Raw genomic sequence first — 23,021 nt, forward strand, 5'->3', positions numbered from 1 at the left:
AGTCACCGGACTGCGACTGCACGCAGCGGGGCCGACTAGATGATCTCCCCCATCCACATGCGCCGCCCCAGCTCGTCCAGCTCGGTCCGCCGCTCCGCGTACTCAGGCAGGGCGTGCCCCAGCAACCGCCAGAAATCCTCCCCATGCCCGGAGACACGTACATGCGCGAGCTCGTGGGCAACGACATAGTCCACGAGATGCATGGGCAGTTGGAACAGCGGCCAGCCGAGACTCATCCGCCCGGCTCCGATTCCGCCGTCGGACGGACGATAGCTGCCCCAGCGGCCGCCGAGATCCGACACGTCCAGTGCCGGTTCCGCGACTCCCATACGCGCCGCCCAGGGTTGGAGCCTGCCCCTGGCCCACTCACGGCCCGCGCGGCAGTACCAGTCGACCAGCGCAGACCGACCCCGGGACGGGTTCTCAGCCTGTTCCTGATTGAGGAGCAGGCGCCCGGCGACGAGCCGGACTCCGGCGTCCTCCGGGCGCTCGGCGTCGATGGCCAGCCGATACGTCCGCCCCAGATACCGGAACACCTCGCCCTCGACGAGACGCTTGGGCGGGTTCAACGGTCGGGTTCGCTCCCTTTGCGCCGTCTTGGCTACCACCCATGCCCGGTGAGCCCGGACGAACGCGAGGGCGTCGGCCGCCGGACGTCCCTGGGGCGCGTGAAGGGTGACCGCAGCATCCATCTCCACCGTGAGCGCGAACCGCTTGCGCCGGGTACTGACGCGCACGTCGAGTTCCAGTCCGTCAACAGCGAGCCGATCACCCTCGACAAGGGCGATCGGCTCGGCTGGATCGACGGTGGAGGCGGTCACCCTGCCTATTCTCCCCTCAGCCTGGCCAGAAAGGACGCCCGGTTCTGCGCGGCGTAGGCGGCGAGCCGTTCCGCGAGATCGCGAAGTGCCGTCCACTCCGCGCCCACTGGCCGCAGCCGGCCCTTGACCAGATCCATCCTGATCTTGTCGGCGAGGAGGGCAAGATCCTGGTGCTGGCCCTGGTATGCGGCCTTGGCCATGGTGTGGGCCGCTGTGTCACACACCGTTCCGACCACCGACCGCAGGTCCGCCGCACTCGTGTCGATGTCCGGGTTCTCCCCCGCCTCCCTGTCCAGCAGCCGGTACAGCCGCTGCTCCAGCGGGGAGAGTCCCGCAAACCTGGGATCCTCCTCGTCCTCCTGCCGGGCCTGCTCGAAGAGCGGCCCGAAAGCCTCGATCTGCTCCTCGAACCGCCCGGGCATCTCTCGCAGGATCTCTTGCAGCCGCTCCGAGAGCCGGACGTACTTCTCCGGGTCCTCCCGCTTGACCCGCTCCTCCAGGTGGAAGCGGAGGGCATGCCCCATCTCGGCTGCCGCCTCACGCGGGGGCATGGCGCGTACCTTCTCGTCGAACAGCGGCGACGCCAATGACACCGGAGCGATCACCTGGTCGATCTCGGGGCCCTCCAGATGCTCGGCGATCAGCGCGCGCACCTTGCGCCCGTATGTGCGCATCGTGAAGGACCCGCCCGCCGCGTCACGGTGGAGGGTGCGGATGCGCTTCTGCAGCAGGCCCCAGCGACGTGCGTCGCCCAGATGGTCCAGGCCGTCCTCATGCGGCAGCACCCGCTCCAGGACGGTGAGGAAGTGGTGCAACACCTCGTCGAAGCCCTGGCGGGTCGATTCGTCGTCGAAGGCGAGGGCGGCGGAGCGCACGGCGGCGAAGTCGACGAGGTCGGCGTCGGTGACGCCGACCTGAGCGCTGAGGTAGCGGCGCACCGCCTCGGCCGCCGGCTCCAGACCGTCGATCTCCTCTGCCATGCTGCGCATCGTGTCGTCGACGTCCTCCTTCCGGTAGTCGGCGAGTGCGCTGCTCAGGTGCTCGAAGACGCCGTAGTAGTCGACGACGTACCCGACCTTCTTGTCCGTCATCGGCCGGTTCACCCGGGCCACTGCCTGGAGCAGTTCGGCATCCCGGATCGGGCGGTCCAGGTAGAGCGCCTGTTCACGCGGCGCGTCGAACCCCGTGAGCAGCATGGACTTGACGATCAGGAAGGCCACGGGGCTCTCCGGGTGCACCGGGTCGGGGCCGATGGCCGATGCCTCCGGCTGCTCCACTCCTTCCTGTGACCACGGGTTGTCCCCCATGCCGCCCGGCTCCTGCGTCTCCTGCACCGGGGAGTGGAACGGGGTGGTGGCGACCCACTCGGGCTCTGGCGGCGGCGTGGGGAACGCCTCGTGGAAGCGCTCGATGTACGCCGCCTGCCGCACCGGGTCCGTCCAGTAAAGCCACCGGCGCCACTTGCGCTCCTTGCCCGGCGAGATGACGGGCACGAAGTCGATCCGGCGCAGCAGTGAACGGAACTGGTACGCCTGGAACAGATAACGCGTGCGCGAGGGCAGCTCGTCGAGAGGGATTCCGGCGACCGACTCCGGCCGGAACGCGGCCAACTCCACCATCAGAGCGTCCCGCGCGGCACGCAGCGCGTGGTGGTACTCGACGGCCGCTTTCCGACTCACTGCGGCGACCTGCGCCTTGAACCCTCCGCCGGGCAGCACCGTCGTCACCCAGTGCTCCAGCATGTCCTCGGCCTTGGCCCGGATCATCGGCGTCGACTCGGCGACGTCCCGCTCGGTGGGCCAGCGGTTCAGCAGCTCGCGCCGCTCCTCGTCGGTGCGGTCTTGGATGAGGTCCTCGAAGTTCCGGTCCAGACCGTCCTTGTCGAAGACCTGCCCCTCGCCGGTACGGCCCTCGTAGCGGATCCGCACGACGACGCCGTCGTTCTCGGCGTCTGCCATCCGGTACATGTCCAGGAATTTCCGGTCCGGTCCACCGCTGAAGATCCGGCGGGTGTCCTCGGCCTTGCCCGTCATGATCGGGGTGCCGGTGAAGCCGATTTTCGCCGCGTTGGGGATCGCCTTGCGCAGGGCGGCATGCAGCAGGCTCGTGTGCGACCGGTGTGCCTCGTCGACGAGGACGAGGATGTCCGGGGAGGTGTTGCACTCGGGAAAGTTCGGCGCCGACGGCAACTTCGCCGCCCGCCGCTCCCGTCGGGCCTTCTCGGCATCGTCGTACTCGGCAGCCAGATCCCGCTCGTCGCCGTCCCCGTCCGCCTCCGCCGCGAAGGCGAATCCTCCGGCACCGTACTTCTGGATCATCGCGAACACGATCCGCCGGCCGCCGTCCCTCAGCAGCCCCTGCATCTGGGTCGCGGTCTTGGCGGTCTCCACCTCGGACTCGCTCAGCTTGAGCGTACGGGCCAACTGCTCCTGCAACTGGGTACGGTCCGTGACCACGACCACCATGAACTCGCTGAGTCGGTGGTGCAGATGCATCCGGCGGACGAGGAACGTCATGGTGAGGCTCTTGCCGGAGCCCTGGGTATGCCAGATGAGACCGCCGCGCTCGTCCTCGAGGACCGGTCCGCCACGCGTCTTGCCCGTGAGCAGCTTGCGGACCGCCTTCTCGGCAGCCCGGTACTGCTGGTGCCGTGCGACGGCCTTGACGGTACGGCTGCCGCCCGACTCGGTCTGAACGGGCAGAGGGATCACGTAGTGGCGCACGACCCTCAGCAACGCGGCCGGACGCAGGACGACACCCACCAGCATGTGCCGCTCGTTGAGCTTGCCGATGCCGTCGGGCAGTTCGGCGGTGAGAGTCGCCTTGCTCTCCGGCTCGATGCTCCGCCAGGGGTGGAAATGCTCCGGGGTGGACGTGACCGTGCCGAGGTACGCGGTCTCGGCCGTGGCCGCGACGAGCAGTTGGACGGTACGGAAGAGCTCCGGAACCCCGGCGGGCAGCGCCAGGTCCGTCGCGTCCCGTTCGTCGTCGGGCAGCGGGTCTCCCGCGTAGTGCCGCAGGTCGAGGACGGCATCGCGGATCGGGTCGGCGAGGTCGGGGCTCTTGCACTCGACGGCGACGAGCGGAATCCCGTTCACGAAGAGGACGATGTCGAGGATCGACACCTCGCCGGAGCGGTTCCGCACGTGGAGCTGGTCGACGACGGTGAACTCGTTGCGCCCGGTGCGGTCCTCGTGCCACTCGATGTACTGGACGATGGCGGAGGGTCCGCCGTGCTCGGTGGAGGGACCGGCGAGGAGCAGCCCGCTGAGGAGCAGGTCGGTGGCGGCGAAATTGGCCTTGTCGATGCCGGCGCCGAGGGACACGGACGCAAGCTCGCTGATGGAGCGTCTGACGTCCGTCTCGCCCATCCACGGCTCGCCGTCGGCGGCACGGAGGTTGATGCGGCGCAGCGCCTTGCCGAGCGTGTCGACGAAGAACGGGGCATCTGCATCGAGGGTGCCGACGTCCTTGCCCGGGACGTGCGTCCAGCCCATCGCCCGGAGCTGCGCGACGGTCGGCCGCTCCACCTCGTCCCGCTCGACCTGCATTGCCGCCATGCCCCCACGCCCCTCGCCCGCCGCCACACCCGTGCAGGTGATCCATTCTGTGCGATGGGCGGGCGACGGGCGAGAGTTTCAGCCGCTTGGGCCACCTGCTATTCGGGGTGGTCGGCGCGGACTGGAACGGTGTGCCGGGCACCCCGGCTCCACGCGATGCGGTGCACGTCGCGCAGGGACTCCACAAGTCGGGCGATGACATAGCGGAGCTGCTCGGGGGTAGCGGAGCGGTCACCCAGGAGGTCGTCGGTGTGATCGAGGAGATCGGCGGCCATGCCGAGCTGCACGCTTTCGATGTTGTCGGCGAGGCGTGAGACATAGCCGTCACCGTCGCCGATGAGGTAGCAGGGCTTGCCCTCGGCCCCGGTCCAGGGAAGCAGGCGAAGTGCCTCCGTGGTGTGACGGATCACGCCGCCACCTCCCGTCCGTGGATGACGCACGGGCCGATGTCGACGCCGTGAACCGTGAGCCAGAGGGCCCGGCGACGGGCCCGCTGGCGGCGGGCCTCGGCCTGGCGGCGTTCGTGGGCGAGGAGGTAGGGACGTACGAGGGGGCTGTCCTCGCCTCGGTAGTACGGGGTGGGGGCGTGGGTGGGGCGGGGCGGAAGCGGCAGCCGAGGCGCGGGGCGGTGGTCTACGGCTGGCGGAGGCCACAGGAGCCTCCGGAGCGGGTCGATCAGTCGGGCGATACAGTGCGACACGTCATCAACTCCTGGTTAGTTGAGGGCCACGCCCCCGGACCGTTCACGTCGGTCGCGGGGGTCTGTGCTTGCGGCTCTCCCGGGCGGTTCCGGCGGGCCAACTCGCTCTGTAGCGATTCATTCACAGCCTGAGACCGGTAGGACTACCCTGACCAGGGGGTTCGGTGTGACAGAGCGCTTGTCTCAAGGGAGTTGACGGATGAGCAACGTCTACGGGGAGTGGCTGAAGGCCCAACGTGAGGCCGCCGACCTCACCCAACAGGAACTGGCCGACATCGCGTTCATGACCCGCTCGCATATCGCGCACATCGAGGCGGGCCGCCGCACGCCGTCGAAGGAGGACGCGAAGCGGCTGGACAGGGCGCTGGGCACGGGGGACGTGCTGAGCAGCTTCCTGCCGCAGGAGGACGTGGCGGTCGCGGACTACTTCGAGACGGCGCGGCAGCTGGAGCAACAAGCGACGGTGATCCAGGAGTTCGCGCTCTCGCTCGTGCCCGGCATCCTCCAGACGGAGGGGTACGCGCGTGCCGTTCTGCGGCCTGGTGCCACCCCTCGGAGTGAAGAGGAATGTGACAGGCTCCTCGTCACACGGCTGGAGCGAGGGCAGGTCCTCTCCAACCCAGTTACTCCACTGGTCTGCGTTCTCTTGGATGAGGCGGTACTGCGCCGCCATGTCGGGAACCACAAGATCATGTCGGAGCAACTGAACCACATCGTTCGCATGGCAGAGAGCGAACGTGTTCGAGTGCACGTCCTTCCCTTCGGAGTCGGCTACCACCAGTTGCTCCAAGGGATGCTGTCGCTGATGACGTTCGACGACCAGCCCCCCGTTGCCTACGGCGAGGGTGTCCTCATGGGCAGGTTGCACGACTCCCCCGCCCTGGTTGAGACCATGCAACGCACCTACACTCTCGCCTTGGGCGACGCGCTCCCCCGCAAGGAATCGGTCGCCCTACTGAAAGCGACAGCGAAGGATTACGGGCAACATGACTGACGGCATCGTCCCGAACGCGGCTGCATTGATCGGTTGGCGCAAGTCGTCCTACAGCAGCGGGGATGGTGGAAGCTGCGTCGAGGTCCTGGACGACTACCCGTCAGGCGTCCCGGTCCGCGACTCCAAGGATCCGCACGGACCTGCGCTGGTCTTCCCGTGCGCCGTCTGGGACAGCTTCGTGGAGGCCCTGAAGGAAAACTGCGTCTGACTCAGGCGCTGCCGCCCAGCAGGTCGCTCACCATGCCTCGCTTGAAGTCCCTCAGCTTCGCGAGCTCTGCCTCGTCAAGGCGCTGCTGCACCGTAACCGCCGCCAACCGCTTAAGGATGGCCAACTGCTCCGTAACCGCGAGTCGAGGGAATGGACAGTCGCGAACGTCCTCCCCATTGATGCTGGCCTGAGAAATGGCACTCTTCGCGCGCACCCGAAAGTGCTTCCTCGACAGCACGTCACCCAGCCACATTTCAACAAAGGCGGGAACGGCTCGGTCAGCGCGAATCTTGCATCGCATCATGTTCGACTCGAACACGGTAGGCTCAGCCAGTTCACGGACTGCTGTTGATTTCCCGACCAGTTCGGGGGTGTTGACACGGTTGATGACAATGTCGCCGACCGCGAGCCCGTAACGGCTGACCTCTGTTTTCGTAGTCGAAATGCGAAGCAGATTCCTCGTGAAATCCGATGGCCCCCCTCTAAAGCTTTCGATACGAACAATGGGAGTACCCTCGACCCCGTAGGAAGATGCAGATTTGTAAATCCCGTTCTGGGGGCCGTACTCGATAACATCCTCGAATGAACCCACCCCGACACCAGCGAGCTGTGCAGCGGTCATCCCCGTCCTGAGCTGCTCCAACTTTACGAGGGACCTCTCGACGGCACGCTCCTGCGCCGATACAGATTCGATCAACTCGACGATCCGTCGCTGCTCAGACAACGGCCTCACCGGAAACAGCAGCGCTCCGAACCGGTTTCCGCCAAGGTGCGAAATGCTCGTCTTCTCTGCAACGCTGGCAAAAACACCCTGGGCCCGCCACCGCACAAACACCGCTTGCGCATATTCTGAGAGAACCTCACCTCCTGGGCGAAACCTGATCAGCGTGTTCTGGAAGCAATAGGCTCCCGGAGCGCCCGTGTAAATTGCGCTACGTCCCACCATCCGAAGGTTCTCCTGCCCTTCGTTGAGCAGGATGTCTCCTGGACGCAGCCCATATACCTCACGCTCCGTTCGCGAGAACCCCATTGTCTTGATGTCGGACAGATCGATCTGCCCTTCGTAGACGTTGGCGACTCTCAGGTAAGGATGCTGCCCCGCAGCGTCTCGGCTGCTCGGCGAGAGCTGCTTGCCCATGCGCACCTCGCCGATTTCCCGTACGGGAACCCAACGGATCCCGGCGTCAGCTGACATAGCCCAGCTCCTCCAGGAACCCGTCCAACGTCGCCGCCACACGCTCGCGCTCCGCGCGGATCTCCGTCAGCGACACCGCGTACTTGTCCGCCCACGCCCCACACACGTCGACCAACTCCCGCCGACGCCGCACCACATGCCCCTCCAGCTTCCCCGCCAAGTCATCCCGCAGCAGCTCCAGCACCACCCGGCGCTCCCCCTCCGGGTCCTCCGCGTACCGCTGCCGAGCGGCAATCAGCCTCGGCGGGTCCTCGGTCAATTTGGTCGGGTCCGGCCACGGCGTGAACCAGAACTCCGCCTCCAGCTTCTTGATGCGCGCCGCGGCCTTCGTGCGTTCCTTCTTCACGTGCGCCAGCTCCGCGAGCTGCTCCACGCTCAGCTCGGCCTGCTCCCGTGTGACATCGTCCTCGTCACCATCAGCCTCACCGTCCTCCGACGGTTCCGGCTCCGCGTTGAGTTCCTTCCACCGGGCATCCAGCTCCGTCTTGCGCGCGTCCGCCTCGGCCAGTTCCGTCAGGAACTCCGGCACGATCGCGGCGACCACCTTGTGGGCGTACGCCTGGCGCCGCTCCGCAGCCGTGCGCTTGCGCAGCTTCTTCGTCTTCGGGTCCTGTTCCGGCGCGAGTAGCGTCTCCACGTTCTCGACCCAGCCGTCCAGCACTCCGGCGAAGCCGTTCTCCGACAAGGCCAGCAGGTCGTACTTCGCCTCGTACCACCAGCCGGCCACCGCGCCCGCCAACGCGTACCGGTCGAGCAAGCCGATGCCGCCCAGCCGCTCCACGAACGATTCGATCAGGGAGCCGCGTACGGCCATAAGGGCCGCCTTGCGCTCCGACGCCGTCAGGTCGGCAAGCCGCTCGGGCGTGGCGGCCACCGCCTCCAGGTGGCGGGCCTCTTCCTCCCACCACTTGGCGAACGCGACACGCAGCGCCTCCTCACGGGGACGCGCCAGCTCCGCGAGCCGGGCCGCGTCCGGGCGCTCGCCCTCCGGGAGGAAGTCCACATACTCCGGGTCCAACGGCTCCCGCTCCGCGAACAGGTCCTCCAGCCCGATCTCGTACGCGTCGAGCAGTTCCCTCTTCGCCTCGATCTCCGCACGCGGCATCCCGCCCACCAAGTGCGCCCGCACATCCTGCGGCTCCGGTGGAGGCGTGTTGTCCACGTACCGGCGGATGTTGAGGTTGTAGTCGTTCTCCCGCAGCTCCTCGCGCTTGACCACGCGCGCGAAGCCGGGAACGTTTTCGTACTCGCGGAACGTGGTGACGATCTTCTCCGCGTGCTCGGGAAGCAGCACGTTCTGCGCCCGCTCCGCGTGGAACTCGCGATCCGCGTTGATGAAGAGGACCCGGCCGTCCCGCTGCGGGTCCTTCTTGCCAGGCGGGCGGAGTACCAGGATGCAGGCGGGGATGCCGGTCCCGTAGAAGAGGTTCGGAGCGAGGCCGATAACCGCCTCGATCGCGTCCTGCTCGATCAGCTCGGACCGGATGTCCTGCTCACCGCCGCCCCGGAACAGCACGCCGTGCGGCATGACCGTGATGACCATGCCGCCGTGCCCCTCCCGCTTGGTCATCCAGAGCATGTGCTGGAGGAACATCAGGTCGGCCTTGCCGCGTTCACTCGTCTCGCCGTACTTCGCCCGCTCCGCCTTGTGCGGGAAGTCGGTAAGCGAGTAGTCCATCGAGAACGGCGGATTGCTCAGGACCCCGTCGAACCGGTCCGCATCCGACTTCGGCGTGTGCGCCGGCTCGGACAGCGTGTCGCCCGTCCGCAGGTCGAAGCGGGTGCTGACGCCGTGGAGCACCATGTTCATCGTGGACATGATCCAGGAACCGCTGTTGGCGTCCTGGCCGGCGAAAAACATGTCCGTGGCGTCCCCGCCATGCTCTTCCACGTACTCCTTGGCATGGATGAGCATGCCGCCCGAGCCGACGCACGGGTCGTAGATCCGGGTGTTCTGCCGGGGGTCCAGCAGCTCGACCATCATGCGGACGACCGCACGCGGGGTGTAGAACTCGCCGCCCTTGCGGCCCGCCGAGTCCGCGAACTCCTTGATCAAGTACTCGTAGGCGGCGCCGATCAGGTCGGGGAACTCGAAGTCCTCCGTCCTCAGCCGCACTCGCCCGAAGTGCGCGATCAGCAGCTTCAGCCTCTGGTCGGCGAGCTTCGCCGCACCCGCGGCGGCACCTGAGCCACCGATGCGGTTGAAGTCGAGCTGGTCGAACAGGCCCTTGAGCTTGGCGTTCTGCCCCTCAAGGGCCTGGAGCGCGGGCCGCAGCCGCTCCTCGTTGACGTTGTGGATGCCGGACGAGATCCACTTCCAGCGGGCGTTCTTGGGGACGAAGAGAACACCGCGCTCGCTGTACGGGGCCGCGTCCTCCAGGAAGCTGTCCAGCAGCTCCCCCGACAGTCCCAGCTCGTTCTCCGCCTGCTCTCTGATCCGCTCGCGTGCCGCCTCGAACTCGTCGTTGGCCCGCTTCAGGAACAGCAGACCGAAGATGTAGTCCTTGTACTCGGAGGCGTCCATCGTGCCGCGGAGGATGTCCGCGGCGGCGAAGAGATGGCGCTCCAACTGCGCGAGCGTGAGCTTGGCCACGTACCCGTCTTCCTACGACCCGATATGACGTAGGAACCCTACGGCGATCCCGGGTCGGGGTGAAAACGATCGCCCGAATTCGGTCTGCTTCCGTCAGTACGCGGTGATCCCGAGTCCCTTCTCGACGAACTCGAACACATCCGTGTACGGATCGCGCAGGCTCTTCGGCACATGCTCCGCATGCGCCTCGTTCATCTTCCGCGCCCGCTTCTTCGCCTCGGCGAAGCTGCCTGACGGGATCTGCTCCGGCAGCACCGTCTTGATGTTCGCCGCGCTGCCCGCGAACGGCAGCCTGTCCGCCGCCATGTCACAGACGCCGCCGAAGGTACCGGTCACCGACTTGTGGTGGAGCAGTCTCCACACCTCGAAGCACGGGTGCGAGAAAGCAACCTCGACGCCGGCTTCACGGGCCTCCTTCAGCGCCGCGTCGATGTGATCGTGCTGATCGCGGTCGAACAGGCACCAGACCGCAGGCCAGTACTTCTTCTCCAGGCCGCTGCGTTTGGCCGCTCGCATCTCCTCGCGGATCAGCCGCACCGCCGCCTCGACGAGCTTGATCGGCTTGCGCTGCGAGCCAGGGGCCGACTGGTTGGCGATGCGGACCTCGATGCCGTTCGTACCCGCCCGCTCCCGGACGATCTTGATGTACTCGGGTTCGGTCACCCTGCCCTCGGTGAAAACGTGCACGACCTTCCGACGTCGCTCGCCCTTCTTCGCAGGGCCCAGCGAGTCCTTCCCCCTCGTGCGCGCCATCAGCTACCGCTCCGCTCCGCCTCGTACTCGCGTTCCTGTTCGTTCGCCGCCAGCAGCCGCCGCGCGATCTGACCCTCCAGAAGAGAGGGCACCGCGCCAAAGGCACCCGCCAGGTAGGACCTCATCAGGTCCTCGTCCTCCCCCGGGGACGCCGCCGTCAGCGGGTACAGGTCCGTCGCGCCTTCCTTGTCCTTCTCCGTCAGCCATACCTGTCCGGGCTCCAGCAGCCGGCCGCCGCTCGGGGTGCTGAGCACGGAGGGGTCGTGCGAGGTGAAGACGAGCTGCGCCCCCCGCGGATTCGCCTGCGGGTCGTGGAACAGCCGGACGACCTCCGCGGCGAAGCGCGGGTGCAGGCTGGCGTCCAGTTCGTCGACGAGCAGGACGGCGCCCTCGTCGAGGGCGAGGAGCAGGGGACCGAGCAGAGCGAACCAGGAGCGGGTACCGAAGGACTCCTGAGTCCAGTCGAAGGCCACGTCTCCCGCGGCGGAGCGGTGGGTGAGCTTGACCGTTGCAGGCCCCCGGCCCTCCTGGACGATCTCCGCACCGGTGATTCCGAGGTCCGCGACCCGCAGCAGTTCGTTGATGCGGCGCGCGCGGCTGCCGGTCAGCTCCCGCGTCGTGAAGGCCTCGCGCTGCTCGCGCTCGTCCTCCGGGTTGATCAGCCAGAGGTTGCGGCGGAACCAGTGGAAGAGCGGGGTCAGCTGCGGATGGTTGTCCGTGCCGGCCGTGGACAGCAGCAGGGCGTTGGGCCGGGTGCGCCGCTCGAGTCCTGCTCGGTCCTTCACACGGTTTCCCGGCCAGTCGTAGACCTTGGCGCGGGAGGCGTCGCGGTCCAGCCACACCTGCCGATGGCCCCGGGGGTAGCTGTGCAGCCACTCGGCTTCGACCCGCTCCGCCCCGAGCTCGAAGCCGTACGTCCAGCGCACGCCGTCCAGGACGAGGTCCACCTCGAAGAAGCTGGCCGGCTCCTGCCCGTCCTTGCCGTCCAGGGCGAAGGGAATGCGCGCGGTCCCGTCGAAGGCCGCCCAGCGTGCGTACGAGTTCATGACGGCGGCACGCATGTCCGTCATCGCGGCCAGCACGTTCGACTTGCCGGAGGCATTGGCTCCGAAGATGCCGATCAGTGGAAGCACGGCGAGTGACTGGTCACCCGCAAGCCTCACCGGGCGTGCGGACGTGCCCGGGTCGTCTTCGGGCACGACGAACGTCAGCTCTTGTTCGTCGCGCAGTGACCGCACGTTCGCTGTGCGGAATCTCAGCAGCATGCCGACCCCTCTCCGCCGCCAGAGTAGTGGCCGCGAAGGACAGCGGCTCGATCCGGGCACGGCCCGTACACCCTCCCCGGCCACCATGTGTGACGGTGCCGTCGTCACGTCCGGCCCCCGCTCGCGCACGTGCCCCTCGTCACTCTGGACAGTTTCAACAACCGCCGGGTAACTTATTCTGAGCAAGCGCTTAGAAAGCGCTCTGTGCCCAGCCAGTGACCCGACACCGTGCCGAGGAGGCGTCCGTGCGCCGGACCGTATTCAACGAGGACCACGAAGCGTTCCGGGAGACCGTCCGCGCCTTCATCGAGGCCGAGGTCGTCCCCGTCTACGACGAGTGGTTCGCCGCCGGCCAGGCGCCGCGCGACTTCTACCACAAGCTCGGCGAGCTGGGCATATTCGGTATCAACGTGCCCGAGGAGTTCGGCGGCGCGGGTCTGGACACCCACAAGTTCGAGGCCGTCCTCTACGAGGAGACCGCGCGCGCGGGCGTCAACTTCGGCGGCTCCGGTGTGCACGTGCTGCTCGCCCTGCCGTACATCAAGATGCTCGCCACCGACGAGCAGAAGAAGCGCTACCTGACGAAGTTCGTCACCGGCGAGGAGATGTGGGCGCTGGCGATGACCGAGCCGGGCACCGGCTCCGACGTCGCGGGCATGAAGACCACCGCCAAGCTGTCCGAGGACGGCACGCACTACGTCCTCAACGGCGCCAAGACGTTCATCACCGGCGGTGTCCACGCCGACCGCGTGATCGTGTGCGCCCGGACCTCCGCCCCGCGCGAGGACGACCGCCGCTTCGGCATCTCGCTCTTCGCCGTGGACACCAAGTCCGAGGGCTACTCCATCGGCCGCAAGCTGGACAAGCTGGGCCTGCGCACCTCCGACACCGCCGAGCTGGCGTTCGTCGACGTCAAGGTCCCGGTCGAGGACCTGCTCGGCGAGGAGAACAAGGGCTTCTACTACCTCGGCCAGAACCTGCCGTCCGAGCGCTGGGGCATCGCCTTCGGCGCGTACGCGCAGGCCAAGGCCGCGATCCGGTTCGCCCAGGAGTACGTGCAGGACCGCACGGTCTTCGGAAAGACGGTCGCGTCCTTCCAGAACACCAAGTTCGAGCTGGCCGCCTGCCAGGCCGAGGTGGACGCCGCCGAGGCCGTCGCCGACCGTGCCCTGGAGGCGCTGGACGCGGGCGAGCTGACCGCGGCCGAGGCCGCCTCCGCGAAGCTCTTCTGCACCGAGGTCGCCCACCGCGTCATCGACCGGTGCCTCCAGCTGCACGGCGGCTACGGCTACATGAACGAGTACCCGATCGCCCGCCTCTACGCGGACAACCGCGTCAACCGCATCTACGGCGGCACCAGCGAGGTCATGAAGTCGATCATCGCCAAGTCGATGGGTCTCTGACCCTGTGAGCGAGGCTCTCGACGACCTGCTCGATCTGCTCGACCTGGAGCGGATCGAGCAGGACATCTTCCGGGGCCGGTCGCGTTCGGCGATCGTGCCCCGCGTCTTCGGCGGTCAGGTCGCGGCCCAGGCGCTCGTCGCCGCGGGCCGCACCGTCCCCGACGACCGCACGGCGCACTCCCTGCACGCGTACTTCCTGCGCATGGGCGACCCGGGCGCCCCGATCGTCTACACGGTCGACCGCATCCGCGACGGCCGGTCCTTCGCGACCCGGCGCGTCGTGGCCGTCCAGCACGGCCAGCCGATCTTCCATCTCTCGGCGTCCTTCCAGACGTACGAGGAGGGGCTCGACCACCAGGCGCCGATGCCGGACGCCCCGGCCCCGGACAGCCTGCCCTCGGCCGAGGAGATCCTGCCGCAGCACGCCGGGCGGTTCATCGCCCCGGAGATCGCGGAGCGGATGCTCGAAGCACGGGCCGCCGTCGATCTGCGCTATGTGGACGCTCCCCCGTACGCGAGCGTGGGCCAGCCCCGGGAGGCCCGCTCGCAGGTGTGGTTCCGCACCAACGGCAAGCTCGCGGACGACCCGCTGCTGCACGTCTGCCTCGCCACCTACGTCTCCGACATGACGCTGCTCGACTCGGTGCTGCTGGCCCACGGGCGCGGCGGCTGGACCGTCGGCGACGTCGTCGGGGCGTCGCTGGACCACGCGATGTGGTTCCACCGTCCGTTCCGCGCCGACGAATGGCTGCTGTACGACCAGGAGTCGCCCAGCGCGCACGGCGGCCGCGGCCTCGGCCAGGCGCGCATCTACACCCAGGACGGGCAGCTGGCGATCTCGGTGATCCAGGAGGGCGTGGTCCGCGTCCCGCGCGGCTGAGGAACCCTCTCCCGCACGTCTCGGGCGGTCCGCCGCGCGCCCGAGCGAGGGGGACACAACGGACATACGCTCCCCTCATGGCGAGCGACGAGATCACCGGCGGTCCGCCCGGGGCACCGCGCGTGCCCGGCGGACCGGCCGACGCCCCCGTGCCCCGACCGGAGCGGATCGAGCCCGTCAAGGCGCCGGAGAGCACCTTCACCGTGATCGTCGCGGCGCTCGCCAACCTCGGCCTCGCCGTGGCCAAGGCCGTCGCCGGCGTCATCAGCGGATCGAGCGCGATGCTCTCCGAGGCCGCCCATTCGGTCGCCGACACCGTGACCGAGGTGCTGCTGCTGACCGCCCTGCGGCGGAGCGCCAAGCCGGCCGACGAGGAGCATCCGCTGGGCTACGGCCCCGAGCGCTACATCTGGGCCATGCTCGCGTCCGTCGCCACGTTCGTCGGCGGCGCGGTCTTCTCCGTCTACGACGGCGTCCACACCCTCACGCAGGGCGAGAAGCTCGGCAATCCCCTGCCCTCGTACATCGTCCTGGCCGTCGCCGCCGTGCTGGAGGGCTACTCGCTGCGGACCGGCGTCCGGCAGATCCGCGGCGAGGCGTCCCGCTTCGGCACGCCCGCGCGCCGCTATCTGCGCTACACCCCCGACACGGCGGTCAAGGCCGTGGTCATGGAGGACTCCGCCGCCCTCAGCGGGCTGCTGCTCGCGGCAGGCGGCCTGGCGGGCGCCCAGCTCACGGGCTCCCCGGTCTGGGACGGGATCGCCTCGATCCTCATCGGCCTGCTGCTGGTGTACGTGGCCTGGGTGCTCGGCCGCAGCAACGCCCAGCTGCTGATCGGCCGGCCGCTGCCGCAGCGGATGCGGAGGGCGGTTCACGAGGAACTGCTCACGGTCCCCCACATCGTGGAGGTGCTGGAGCTGACAACCCTCGTCCAGGGGCCGGCCGAGGTCCTGATCGCGGCGAAGGTGAACTTCCGCGACGTCGCCTCGGCGGAGCAGGTGGAGTGGGCGTGCGAGGACGCCGAGGAGCAGCTGCGCCAGCGCTTCCCGGCGATCCGCCGGGTGTACCTCGACCCGACGCCGGCGGTGCACCAGGTGCGGCCGGCCTCGGCCGGGGAGCCGCCGGGGCTCAGAGGAGACCGGCCGCGTCCAGGAGGTAGGCCGTCATCGGGTCGTAGAAGCGCGGGTCCGTGACATGGTCGTCCAGCGGGACCGTCACCTGCACGGTGCCCTCCGCCTCGCCGATGAACAGGGCCGGGTCGTTGCTGTCGGCGAAGCCGACCGCGTCGACGCCCCGCTGTCCCGCGCAGCCCGCCCAGCCGTGGTCGGCGACGACCAGGTCCGGTCGCGCCCGGCCGTCCCGCTCCAGCCCGTCCAGGATCGCGGCCATCGGCTCGGGGGAATGCGTGTGCCACAACGTCGCGCCGCGCTCCAGCATGGCCACGTCGGCGAACTGGTAGACCATGCCCTCGTCCGCGGTGAGCCCGGAGGGGATCCGGACGATCTCGCAGCCCGCGGATCCGAGCGCGCCGGCGATCTGCCGGTGGACGTCGAGCAGCCCGCCCGGGTGGCCGGTGGCGAAGAGGACCGACTCGGTCCCGGCGGCGGCCTGCTTCAGCCGGGCCGCCATCCGGTCCAGGGCGTCGACGGTCAGCTCCGGGTCGATGGTGTCCTGGCCGTACCGGTACTGCGGATCGTCGTTGACGCCGCAGCGCTCGGCCATGACCGCCAGGACGTCCTGCTCGTCGCTCCAGCGGTCGCCGAGCTCGAGGCCCAGCCAGTAGTGGCGGTCGCCGTTGGCGAGCCTGCGGTAGTGGGAGAGGTTGTTGTCGCGCGGGGTGGCGACGTCTCCGGCGATACGCGTACGGACGAGGTGGTCGACGAGGGCGGCGCGGTTCGGTATCGGCATGCGCCCATTGTGCCGTCAGGTGTGCGGAGCGTGCCCGGCGTCCCGGTGGCCGGACACCCGCGGCGCCGCGGGCCGACGGGGGCGGCCCCCTACGACAGCGACGCGAACGCCCCGTGGGCGAGCTTGCGCAGCAGGTCCTCCATGGCCGCGCGGCCCGGCAGCCCGTTGCCGTACGAGCCCAGGTGCGGGGTGGAGTTGAGCAGGCCGAAGACGGCGTGGACGGCCGCCCTGACCTGGCCCTCGACGGTCTCCGGGTGCAGCTTGCGGACGACGTCCACCCACAGCTCGACGTACTGGCGCTGGAGCTGGCGGACCAGCTTGCGGTCGCTGTCGCGCAGCCGGTCCAGCTCCCGGTCGTGGAGGGTGATCAGCGGGCGGTCGTCGAGGGCGAAGTCGATGTGCCCGTCGATGAGCGAGGAGAGCACCCGCTCGGGGACGCCGTCCGCCTCGGCGACCCGGCGCCTGCCGCCGTCCAGGAGCCGGCCGGAGATGCCGACGAGCAGCTCGGCGAGCATCGCGTCCTTGCCGGGGAAATGGCGGTACAGCCCGGGGCCGCTGATACCGACGGCGGCGCCTATCTCGTCGACGCCGACGCCGTGGAAGCCGCGCTCGGCGAAGAGGCGCGCGGCCTCCTTGAGGATCTGCTCGCGACGGGTCGGCGCGTCGGTCCTGGTGCTCATGCCACTGATTCTAGACAAGGCAGTTAGCGCTCGTTAACCTGAATGCGTGGGTTAACGCTCATTAACACGAACGATGCTCTGACAGGGGGCTCGACACGATGCGGCAAGCACCTGTGCTGACGAGTGCGGCGGATCCCGCCTCGGACGCCTGGCAGGCCAACGAGGCGGCACACCACGCCCTGGCCGACACCCTGCGCGCGAAGCTGGCGGCGGCCCGGCTCGGCGGCGGGGAGAAGGCCCGGGCGCGCCACACCGCGCGCGGGAAACTGCTGCCGCGCGACCGGGTGGACACGCTCCTGGACCCGGGCTCGCCCTTCCTGGAGCTGGCCCCCCTCGCGGCCGACGGCATGTACGACGGACAGGCCCCGGCGGCCGGGGTGATCGCCGGCATCGGCCGGGTCAGCGGCCGGGAGGTCGTCGTCGTCGCCAACGACGCCACGGTCAAGGGCGGCACGTACTACCCGATGACGGTGAAGAAGCACCTGCGCGCCCAGGAGGTGGCCCTGGAGAACCGGCTGCCCTGCGTCTACCTGGTCGACTCGGGCGGCGCCTTCCTGCCGATGCAGGACGAGGTCTTCCCCGACCGCGAGCACTTCGGCCGGATCTTCTACAACCAGGCCAGGCTCTCCGCGGCGCGCATCCCGCAGATCGCCGCGGTGCTCGGCTCCTGCACGGCCGGCGGCGCCTACGTCCCCGCGATGAGCGACGAGGCCGTGATCGTGCGGAACCAGGGCACGATCTTCCTCGGCGGCCCGCCGCTGGTGAAGGCCGCGACCGGTGAGGTCGTCACGGCCGAGGAGCTGGGCGGCGGCGAGGTCCACTCCCGGGTCTCCGGCGTCACGGACCACCTCGCGGAGGACGACGCCCACGCGCTGAGGATCGTGCGGAACATCGTGTCCACCCTGCCCGGGCGCGGTCCGCTCCCCTGGTCGGTGGAGCCGGCCGAGGAGCCCAAGGCGGACCCGTTCGGGCTGTACGGGGCGGTGCCGGTGGACTCCCGCACGCCCTACGACGTCCGGGAGATCATCGCCCGCGTCACGGACGGCTCCCGCTTCGCCGAGTTCAAGGCGGAGTTCGGCACGACGCTGGTCACCGGCTTCGCCCGGATCCACGGCCACCCGGTCGGGATCGTGGCCAACAACGGCATCCTGTTCGCCGAATCGGCCCAGAAGGGCGCCCACTTCATCGAGCTGTGCGACCAGCGCGGCATCCCGCTGCTGTTCCTGCAGAACATCTCGGGCTTCATGGTCGGCAAGGACTACGAGGCGGGCGGCATCGCCAAGCACGGGGCCAAGATGGTCACGGCCGTGGCCTGCACCCGGGTGCCGAAGCTGACGGTCGTCGTCGGCGGGTCGTACGGCGCGGGCAACTACTCCATGTGCGGCCGCGCCTATTCGCCCCGCTTCCTGTGGATGTGGCCCAACGCCAAGATCTCGGTGATGGGCGGCGGGCAGGCCGCGTCCGTGCTGGCCACCGTCAAGCGGGACCAGTTGGAGGCGCGCGGCGAGGAGTGGCCCGCGGATGCGGAGGAGGCGTTCAAGGACCCCATCCGCGCCCAGTACGAGCAGCAGGGCAACGCGTACTACGCCACGGCCCGGCTGTGGGACGACGGAGTCATCGACCCGCTGGAGACCCGGCAGGTGCTGGGGCTCGCCCTGACCGCCTGTGCCAACGCCCCGCTGCCCGAGAGGGACGCCTCGGCGCCCGGCTTCGGCGTATTCCGGATGTGAGGACCACTGTGACGTTCGAAGGACAGCGGATGTTCGACACCGTGCTGGTTGCCAACCGAGGCGAGATCGCGGTCCGCGTCATCCGTACGCTGCGGGCCCTCGGGGTCCGCTCGGTCGCCGTGTTCAGCGACGCCGACGCCGACGCCAGGCACGTCCGGGAGGCGGACACCGCCGTCCGGCTCGGCCCGGCGCCCGCCGCCGAGAGCTATCTCTCCGTGGAGCGGCTGCTGGAGGCGGCCCGCCGGTCCGGGGCCCAGGCGGTCCACCCGGGCTACGGCTTCCTCGCGGAGAACGCGGGGTTCGCGCGCGCCTGCGAGGAGGCGGGCCTGGTCTTCATCGGCCCGTCCGCCGACGCGATCTCCCTGATGGGCGACAAGATCCGCGCCAAGGAAACGGTGCGGGCGGCCGGGGTCCCGGTCGTACCGGGCTCCTCCGGATCGGGCCTCACGGACGACCAACTGGCCGAGGCGGCACGCGAGATCGGCATGCCCGTCCTGCTGAAGCCCTCGGCGGGCGGCGGCGGCAAGGGCATGCGGCTGACCCGGGTGGAGTCCGCCCTGCTGGAGGAGATCGCGGCCGCCCGCCGGGAGGCCCGCGCGTCGTTCGGCGACGACACCCTCCTGGTGGAGCGGTGGATCGACCGCCCCCGGCACATCGAGATCCAGGTCCTCGCGGACGGCCACGGCAACGTGGTGCACCTCGGCGAGCGCGAGTGCTCCCTGCAGCGCCGCCACCAGAAGATCATCGAGGAGGCGCCCTCCGTCCTGCTGGACGAGAGCGTCCGGGCGGCGATGGGCGAGGCGGCGGTCCAGGCGGCCCGGTCCTGCGGGTACCGGGGGGCGGGCACGGTCGAGTTCATCGTCCCCGGCGGCGACCCGTCCTCGTACTACTTCATGGAGATGAACACCCGGCTCCAGGTCGAGCACCCGGTGACCGAGCTCGTCACCGGACTGGACCTGGTGGAGTGGCAGCTGCGGGTGGCCGCGGGCGAGGAACTGCCCTTCGGCCAGAAGGACATCGCGCTCACGGGCCACGCGGTCGAGGCCCGCATCTGCGCGGAGGACCCCGCCCGCGGCTTCCTGCCGTCGGGCGGCACGGTCCTCTCCCTGAGCGAACCCCAGGGCGAAGGGGTGCGCACCGACTCGGGCCTCAGCGAGGGCACGGAGGTCTCCAGCCTCTACGACCCGATGCTGTCCAAGGTCATCGCGTACGGCCCCGACCGCCCGACCGCCCTGCGCAAGCTGCGCGCCGCCCTGGCGGACAACATCACCCTGGGCGTGCCGACCAACGCGGGCTTCCTGCGCCGGCTGCTCGCCCACCCCGACGTGGTCGCGGGCGACCTCGACACGGGACTCGTCGAGCGGGAGGCGGACTCCCTCGTCGACGGCACGGTCCCGCCCGAGGTGTACGCCGCCGCCGCGCTGCTGCGGGAGACGCCCGCGCCGGTGGACGCGTCCGGCTGGACGGACCCGTTCTCCGTGCCCGGCGGCTGGCGCCTGGGCGGTGAACCCGCGTGGACGGTGCACCACTTCCGGGTCCCGGGCCACGAGCCGGTGGAGGTCCGGCTGCGCGGCTCGGAGGCCGTGCTGGACGGGGTGCCCGTGCGGCCCGTCCGGCGTGCGAAGGACACCGCACCGGCCGCGGGCGCGGCGACGGTCACCGTCGAGATCGACGGCCTCACCCACACCCTCCACCACGCCGCCGCTCCCGGCGGGACCTGGCTCGGCCGGGACGGCGACTCCTGGTACGTCCAGGACCACGACCCGGTCGCGGCGAGCCTGAGCGGGGCGGCCCGGCAGGGCGCCGACACGCTCGCCGCGCCGATGCCCGGCACCGTCACGGTCGTGAAGGTGGCGGTCGGGGACGAGGTCGACGCGGGCCAGAGCCTGCTCGTCGTGGAGGCGATGAAGATGGAGCACGTCATCTCCGCCCCGCACGCCGGGACCGTCACCGAACTGGACGTCACCCCGGGGACGACCGTCGTCATGGACCAGGTCCTGGCGGTCGTCGCCCCGCACGGCGACGAGGGCAAGGAGGACACGCCATGACCGAGGGACTGCCGATGGAGGTGCCCGCCGCCGGTCTGCCGCCCCGGGTGCGGATCCACGAGGTCGGGCCCCGCGACGGGCTGCAGAACGAGAAGGAGGTCGTCCCGACCGAGGTGAAGGCGGAGTTCGTCCACCGCCTCGCCGGGGCCGGGCTGACGACGGTCGAGGCGACCAGTTTCGTCCACCCCAAGTGGGTGCCCCAACTGGCGGACGCCGAGGACCTGTTCCCGCGGCTCTCGGACATCGAGGGCGTGGCCCTCCCGGTCCTCGTACCGAACGAGCGCGGGCTCGACCGTGCCGTCGCCCTGGGCGCCCGGCGGATCGCCGTCTTCGCGTCGGCGACGGAGACCTTCGCTGCGCGCAACCTCAACCGCACGGTCGAGGAGTCGCTGGCCATGTTCGAGCCCGTGGTGGCCCGGGCGAAGGACGACAAGGTCCACGTCCGCGGCTATCTCTCGATGTGCTTCGGCGACCCGTGGGAGGGCGCTGTGCCCGTCCATCAGGTCGTCCGCGTGGCCCGGCGGCTGATGGACCTGGGCTGCGACGAGCTGAGCCTCGGCGACACCATCGGCGTCGCCACCCCGGGCCACGTCCAGGCCCTGCTCGCCCGGTTGAACGAGGAGGGTGTGCCCACCAGCGCCGTCGGGGTGCACTTCCACGACACCTACGGCCAGGCGCTGGCCAACACCCTCGCGGCGCTCCAGCACGGCGTCACCACCGTGGACGCCTCCGCGGGCGGTCTCGGCGGCTGCCCGTACGCGAAGAGCGCCACCGGGAACCTCGCCACCGAAGACCTCGTGTGGATGCTCCACGGCCTCGGCATCGAGACCGGGGTCGACCTCGGCCGGCTCACCGCCACAAGCGTGTGGATGGCCGAGCGGCTGGGCCGTCCCAGCCCCTCACGCACCGTTCGCGCCCTCGCGGGCACGGCTTCCCACAAGGAGTCCTAGCCATGTCGCTCGACCACCGCCTCGCCCCCGAGCACGAGGAACTGCGCCGCACCGTCGAGGAGTTCGCCCACGACGTGGTCGCCCCCAAGATCGGCGACTTCTATGAGCGGCACGAGTTCCCGTACGAGATCGTCCGCGAGATGGGCCGGATGGGCCTGTTCGGCCTGCCCTTCCCGGAGGAGTACGGCGGAATGGGCGGGGACTACCTCGCCCTCGGCATCGCCCTGGAGGAGCTGGCCCGGGTCGACTCCTCCGTCGCCATCACCCTGGAGGCCGGGGTCTCGCTCGGCGCCATGCCCGTCTTCCGGTTCGGCACCGAGGAGCAGAAGCGCGAGTGGCTGCCCCGGCTCTGCTCGGGCGAGATCCTCGGCGCCTTCGGGCTGACCGAGCCGGACGCCGGTTCGGACGCCGGGGGCACGAAGACCACGGCCGTGCGCGACGAGTCGACCGGCGAGTGGGTGATCAACGGCAGCAAGTGCTTCATCACCAACTCCGGCACCGACATCACGGGCCTGGTCACGGTCACCGCCGTCACCGGCCGCACGGACGCGGGCAAGCCCCTGATCTCCTCCATCATCGTCCCGTCGGGCACCCCCGGCTTCACCGTCGCCGCCCCGTACTCGAAGGTCGGTTGGAACGCGTCGGACACCCGGGAGCTGTCGTTCTCGGACGTCCGCGTGCCGTTCGCGAACCTGCTGGGCGAGGAGGGCCGGGGATACGCCCAGTTCCTGCGCATCCTCGACGAGGGCCGGATCGCCATCGCCGCCCTCGCCACGGGTCTGGCGCAGGGCTGTGTGGACGAGTCGGTGAAGTACGCCAAGGAGCGTCACGCCTTCGGCCGCCCGATCGGCGACAACCAGGCCATCCAGTTCAAGATCGCCGACATGGAGATGCGGGCGCACATGGCCCGGATCGGCTGGCGGGACGCGGCGTCGCGCCTCGTCCTCGGTGAGCCGTTCAAGAAGGAGGCGGCGCTGGCGAAGCTGTACTCCTCGACGGTCGCCGTCGACAACGCCCGTGACGCCACGCAGATCCACGGCGGGTACGGCTTCATGAACGAGTACCCGGTGGCCCGCATGTGGCGCGACTCCAAGATCCTGGAGATCGGCGAGGGCACGAGCGAGGTCCAGCGGATGCTGGTCGCCCGCGAGTTGGGGCTGCAGTCGTAGGACCCACGGGCCGTCCGGCGGTGCCGTGCCCGCCGCCGAACGCCCTTCTCACGCCGCGGTGATCAGCGTCACGTGGGGGCGGCCTCTCGACAAGATCTGAGGTTAGGCTAACCTATCTTCGACTTGCTCAGAGGCCGTCCCTACCGGCACGCACCGAAAGCGAA

At 69.6% G+C, this 23,021-nt stretch carries 19 protein-coding genes; 9 read left to right on the top strand and 10 right to left on the bottom strand.

Features of this window, described 5'->3' with window-relative positions; genetic code table 11:
* Window positions 1-35: 35 nt before the first annotated feature.
* The 4 genes from QRN89_RS12335 to QRN89_RS12350 all read right to left on the bottom strand — a co-directional run bounded on the left by QRN89_RS12335 (window position 36) and on the right by QRN89_RS12350 (window position 5,081).
* On the bottom strand, window positions 36-821 hold the full coding sequence (locus QRN89_RS12335; protein WP_290349395.1) for a M48 family metallopeptidase: 786 nt from the start codon (window positions 819-821) through the stop codon (window positions 36-38).
* A gap of 5 nt (window positions 822-826) precedes the next feature.
* Window positions 827-4,381 carry a type I restriction endonuclease subunit R gene (locus QRN89_RS12340; protein WP_290349396.1) on the bottom strand — a complete coding sequence of 1,185 codons (3,555 nt, stop codon included), beginning with the start codon at window positions 4,379-4,381 and terminating at the stop codon, window positions 827-829.
* A 98-nt stretch (window positions 4,382-4,479) separates the two neighbouring features.
* Window positions 4,480-4,791, bottom strand: a complete 312-nt coding sequence (locus tag QRN89_RS12345) for a hypothetical protein (RefSeq protein WP_290349397.1) — start codon at window positions 4,789-4,791, stop codon at window positions 4,480-4,482.
* A complete protein-coding gene (locus tag QRN89_RS12350) occupies window positions 4,788-5,081 on the bottom strand; it encodes a hypothetical protein (RefSeq protein ID WP_290349398.1) in 294 nt (97 codons plus the stop codon). Before QRN89_RS12350 ends, QRN89_RS12345 begins: the two co-directional genes overlap by 4 nt.
* Before the next feature lie 199 nt (window positions 5,082-5,280).
* Between QRN89_RS12350 and QRN89_RS12355 the strand changes: the two genes are divergently transcribed.
* On the top strand, window positions 5,281-6,075 hold the full coding sequence (locus tag QRN89_RS12355; RefSeq protein WP_290349399.1) for a helix-turn-helix domain-containing protein: 795 nt from the start codon (window positions 5,281-5,283) through the stop codon (window positions 6,073-6,075).
* Complete coding sequence (locus QRN89_RS12360; RefSeq protein WP_290349400.1) at window positions 6,068-6,283, top strand: DUF397 domain-containing protein; 216 nt, start codon at window positions 6,068-6,070, stop codon at window positions 6,281-6,283. The genes QRN89_RS12355 and QRN89_RS12360 overlap by 8 nt, the downstream gene beginning before the upstream one ends.
* Window position 6,284: 1 nt before the next feature.
* On the opposite strand, the gene QRN89_RS12365 is transcribed toward QRN89_RS12360, so the two are convergent.
* The 4 genes from QRN89_RS12365 to QRN89_RS12380 all read right to left on the bottom strand — a co-directional run bounded on the left by QRN89_RS12365 (window position 6,285) and on the right by QRN89_RS12380 (window position 12,089).
* Window positions 6,285-7,478 (bottom strand): restriction endonuclease subunit S domain-containing protein, encoded by a 1,194-nt coding sequence (locus QRN89_RS12365; RefSeq protein WP_290349401.1) that lies wholly within the window; start codon window positions 7,476-7,478, stop codon window positions 6,285-6,287.
* Complete coding sequence (locus QRN89_RS12370) at window positions 7,468-10,071, bottom strand: type I restriction-modification system subunit M (RefSeq protein ID WP_290349402.1); 2,604 nt, start codon at window positions 10,069-10,071, stop codon at window positions 7,468-7,470. Before QRN89_RS12370 ends, QRN89_RS12365 begins: the two co-directional genes overlap by 11 nt.
* A 93-nt stretch (window positions 10,072-10,164) precedes the next feature.
* Window positions 10,165-10,824 carry an RloB family protein gene (locus QRN89_RS12375; RefSeq protein WP_290349403.1) on the bottom strand — a complete coding sequence of 220 codons (660 nt, stop codon included), beginning with the start codon at window positions 10,822-10,824 and terminating at the stop codon, window positions 10,165-10,167.
* Entirely contained in the window at window positions 10,824-12,089 is a 1,266-nt protein-coding gene (locus QRN89_RS12380) for an AAA family ATPase (protein WP_290349404.1), read from the bottom strand. The genes QRN89_RS12375 and QRN89_RS12380 overlap by 1 nt, the downstream gene beginning before the upstream one ends.
* 245 nt (window positions 12,090-12,334) lie before the next feature.
* Between QRN89_RS12380 and QRN89_RS12385 the strand changes: the two genes are divergently transcribed.
* From QRN89_RS12385 to QRN89_RS12395, 3 genes are all read left to right on the top strand, one after another.
* Window positions 12,335-13,492, top strand: coding sequence for an acyl-CoA dehydrogenase family protein (locus tag QRN89_RS12385; RefSeq protein ID WP_290349406.1), 1,158 nt, complete (start codon window positions 12,335-12,337; stop codon window positions 13,490-13,492).
* Window positions 13,493-13,496: 4 nt separating this feature from the next.
* On the top strand, window positions 13,497-14,372 hold the full coding sequence (gene tesB, locus QRN89_RS12390; RefSeq protein WP_290349407.1) for an acyl-CoA thioesterase II: 876 nt from the start codon (window positions 13,497-13,499) through the stop codon (window positions 14,370-14,372).
* Window positions 14,373-14,449: 77 nt separating this feature from the next.
* A complete protein-coding gene (locus tag QRN89_RS12395) occupies window positions 14,450-15,565 on the top strand; it encodes a cation diffusion facilitator family transporter (protein WP_290349408.1) in 1,116 nt (371 codons plus the stop codon).
* On the opposite strand, the gene QRN89_RS12400 is transcribed toward QRN89_RS12395, so the two are convergent.
* Together QRN89_RS12400 and QRN89_RS12405 are read right to left on the bottom strand one after the other, a co-directional pair.
* Window positions 15,501-16,280, bottom strand: coding sequence for a phosphatase (locus QRN89_RS12400; protein WP_290349409.1), 780 nt, complete (start codon window positions 16,278-16,280; stop codon window positions 15,501-15,503). The two genes, QRN89_RS12395 and QRN89_RS12400, sit on opposite strands and share 65 nt — an antisense overlap.
* A gap of 89 nt (window positions 16,281-16,369) precedes the next feature.
* Entirely contained in the window at window positions 16,370-16,960 is a 591-nt protein-coding gene (locus QRN89_RS12405; RefSeq protein WP_290349410.1) for an SACE_7040 family transcriptional regulator, read from the bottom strand.
* Window positions 16,961-17,058: 98 nt separating this feature from the next.
* Here QRN89_RS12405 and QRN89_RS12410 point away from each other — a divergent pair, with 98 nt between their 5' ends.
* The 4 genes from QRN89_RS12410 to QRN89_RS12425 are packed head-to-tail and all read left to right on the top strand — an operon-like array spanning window position 17,059 to window position 22,857.
* Window positions 17,059-18,690: a carboxyl transferase domain-containing protein gene (locus QRN89_RS12410; protein ID WP_290349412.1), complete on the top strand. Its 1,632-nt coding sequence runs from the start codon at window positions 17,059-17,061 to the stop codon at window positions 18,688-18,690.
* Between the two features lie 29 nt (window positions 18,691-18,719).
* Entirely contained in the window at window positions 18,720-20,738 is a 2,019-nt protein-coding gene (locus tag QRN89_RS12415; RefSeq protein WP_290349413.1) for an acetyl-CoA carboxylase biotin carboxylase subunit, read from the top strand.
* Window positions 20,735-21,688 (top strand): hydroxymethylglutaryl-CoA lyase, encoded by a 954-nt coding sequence (locus tag QRN89_RS12420; protein WP_290349414.1) that lies wholly within the window; start codon window positions 20,735-20,737, stop codon window positions 21,686-21,688. The genes QRN89_RS12415 and QRN89_RS12420 overlap by 4 nt, the downstream gene beginning before the upstream one ends.
* Before the next feature lie 2 nt (window positions 21,689-21,690).
* Complete coding sequence (locus QRN89_RS12425) at window positions 21,691-22,857, top strand: acyl-CoA dehydrogenase family protein (RefSeq protein ID WP_290349415.1); 1,167 nt, start codon at window positions 21,691-21,693, stop codon at window positions 22,855-22,857.
* Window positions 22,858-23,021 lie beyond the last annotated feature (164 nt).

Source organism: Streptomyces sp. HUAS CB01 (assembly GCF_030406905.1).
In the GTDB taxonomy this organism is placed as follows: Bacteria; Actinomycetota; Actinomycetes; order Streptomycetales; family Streptomycetaceae; genus Streptomyces; species Streptomyces chengbuensis.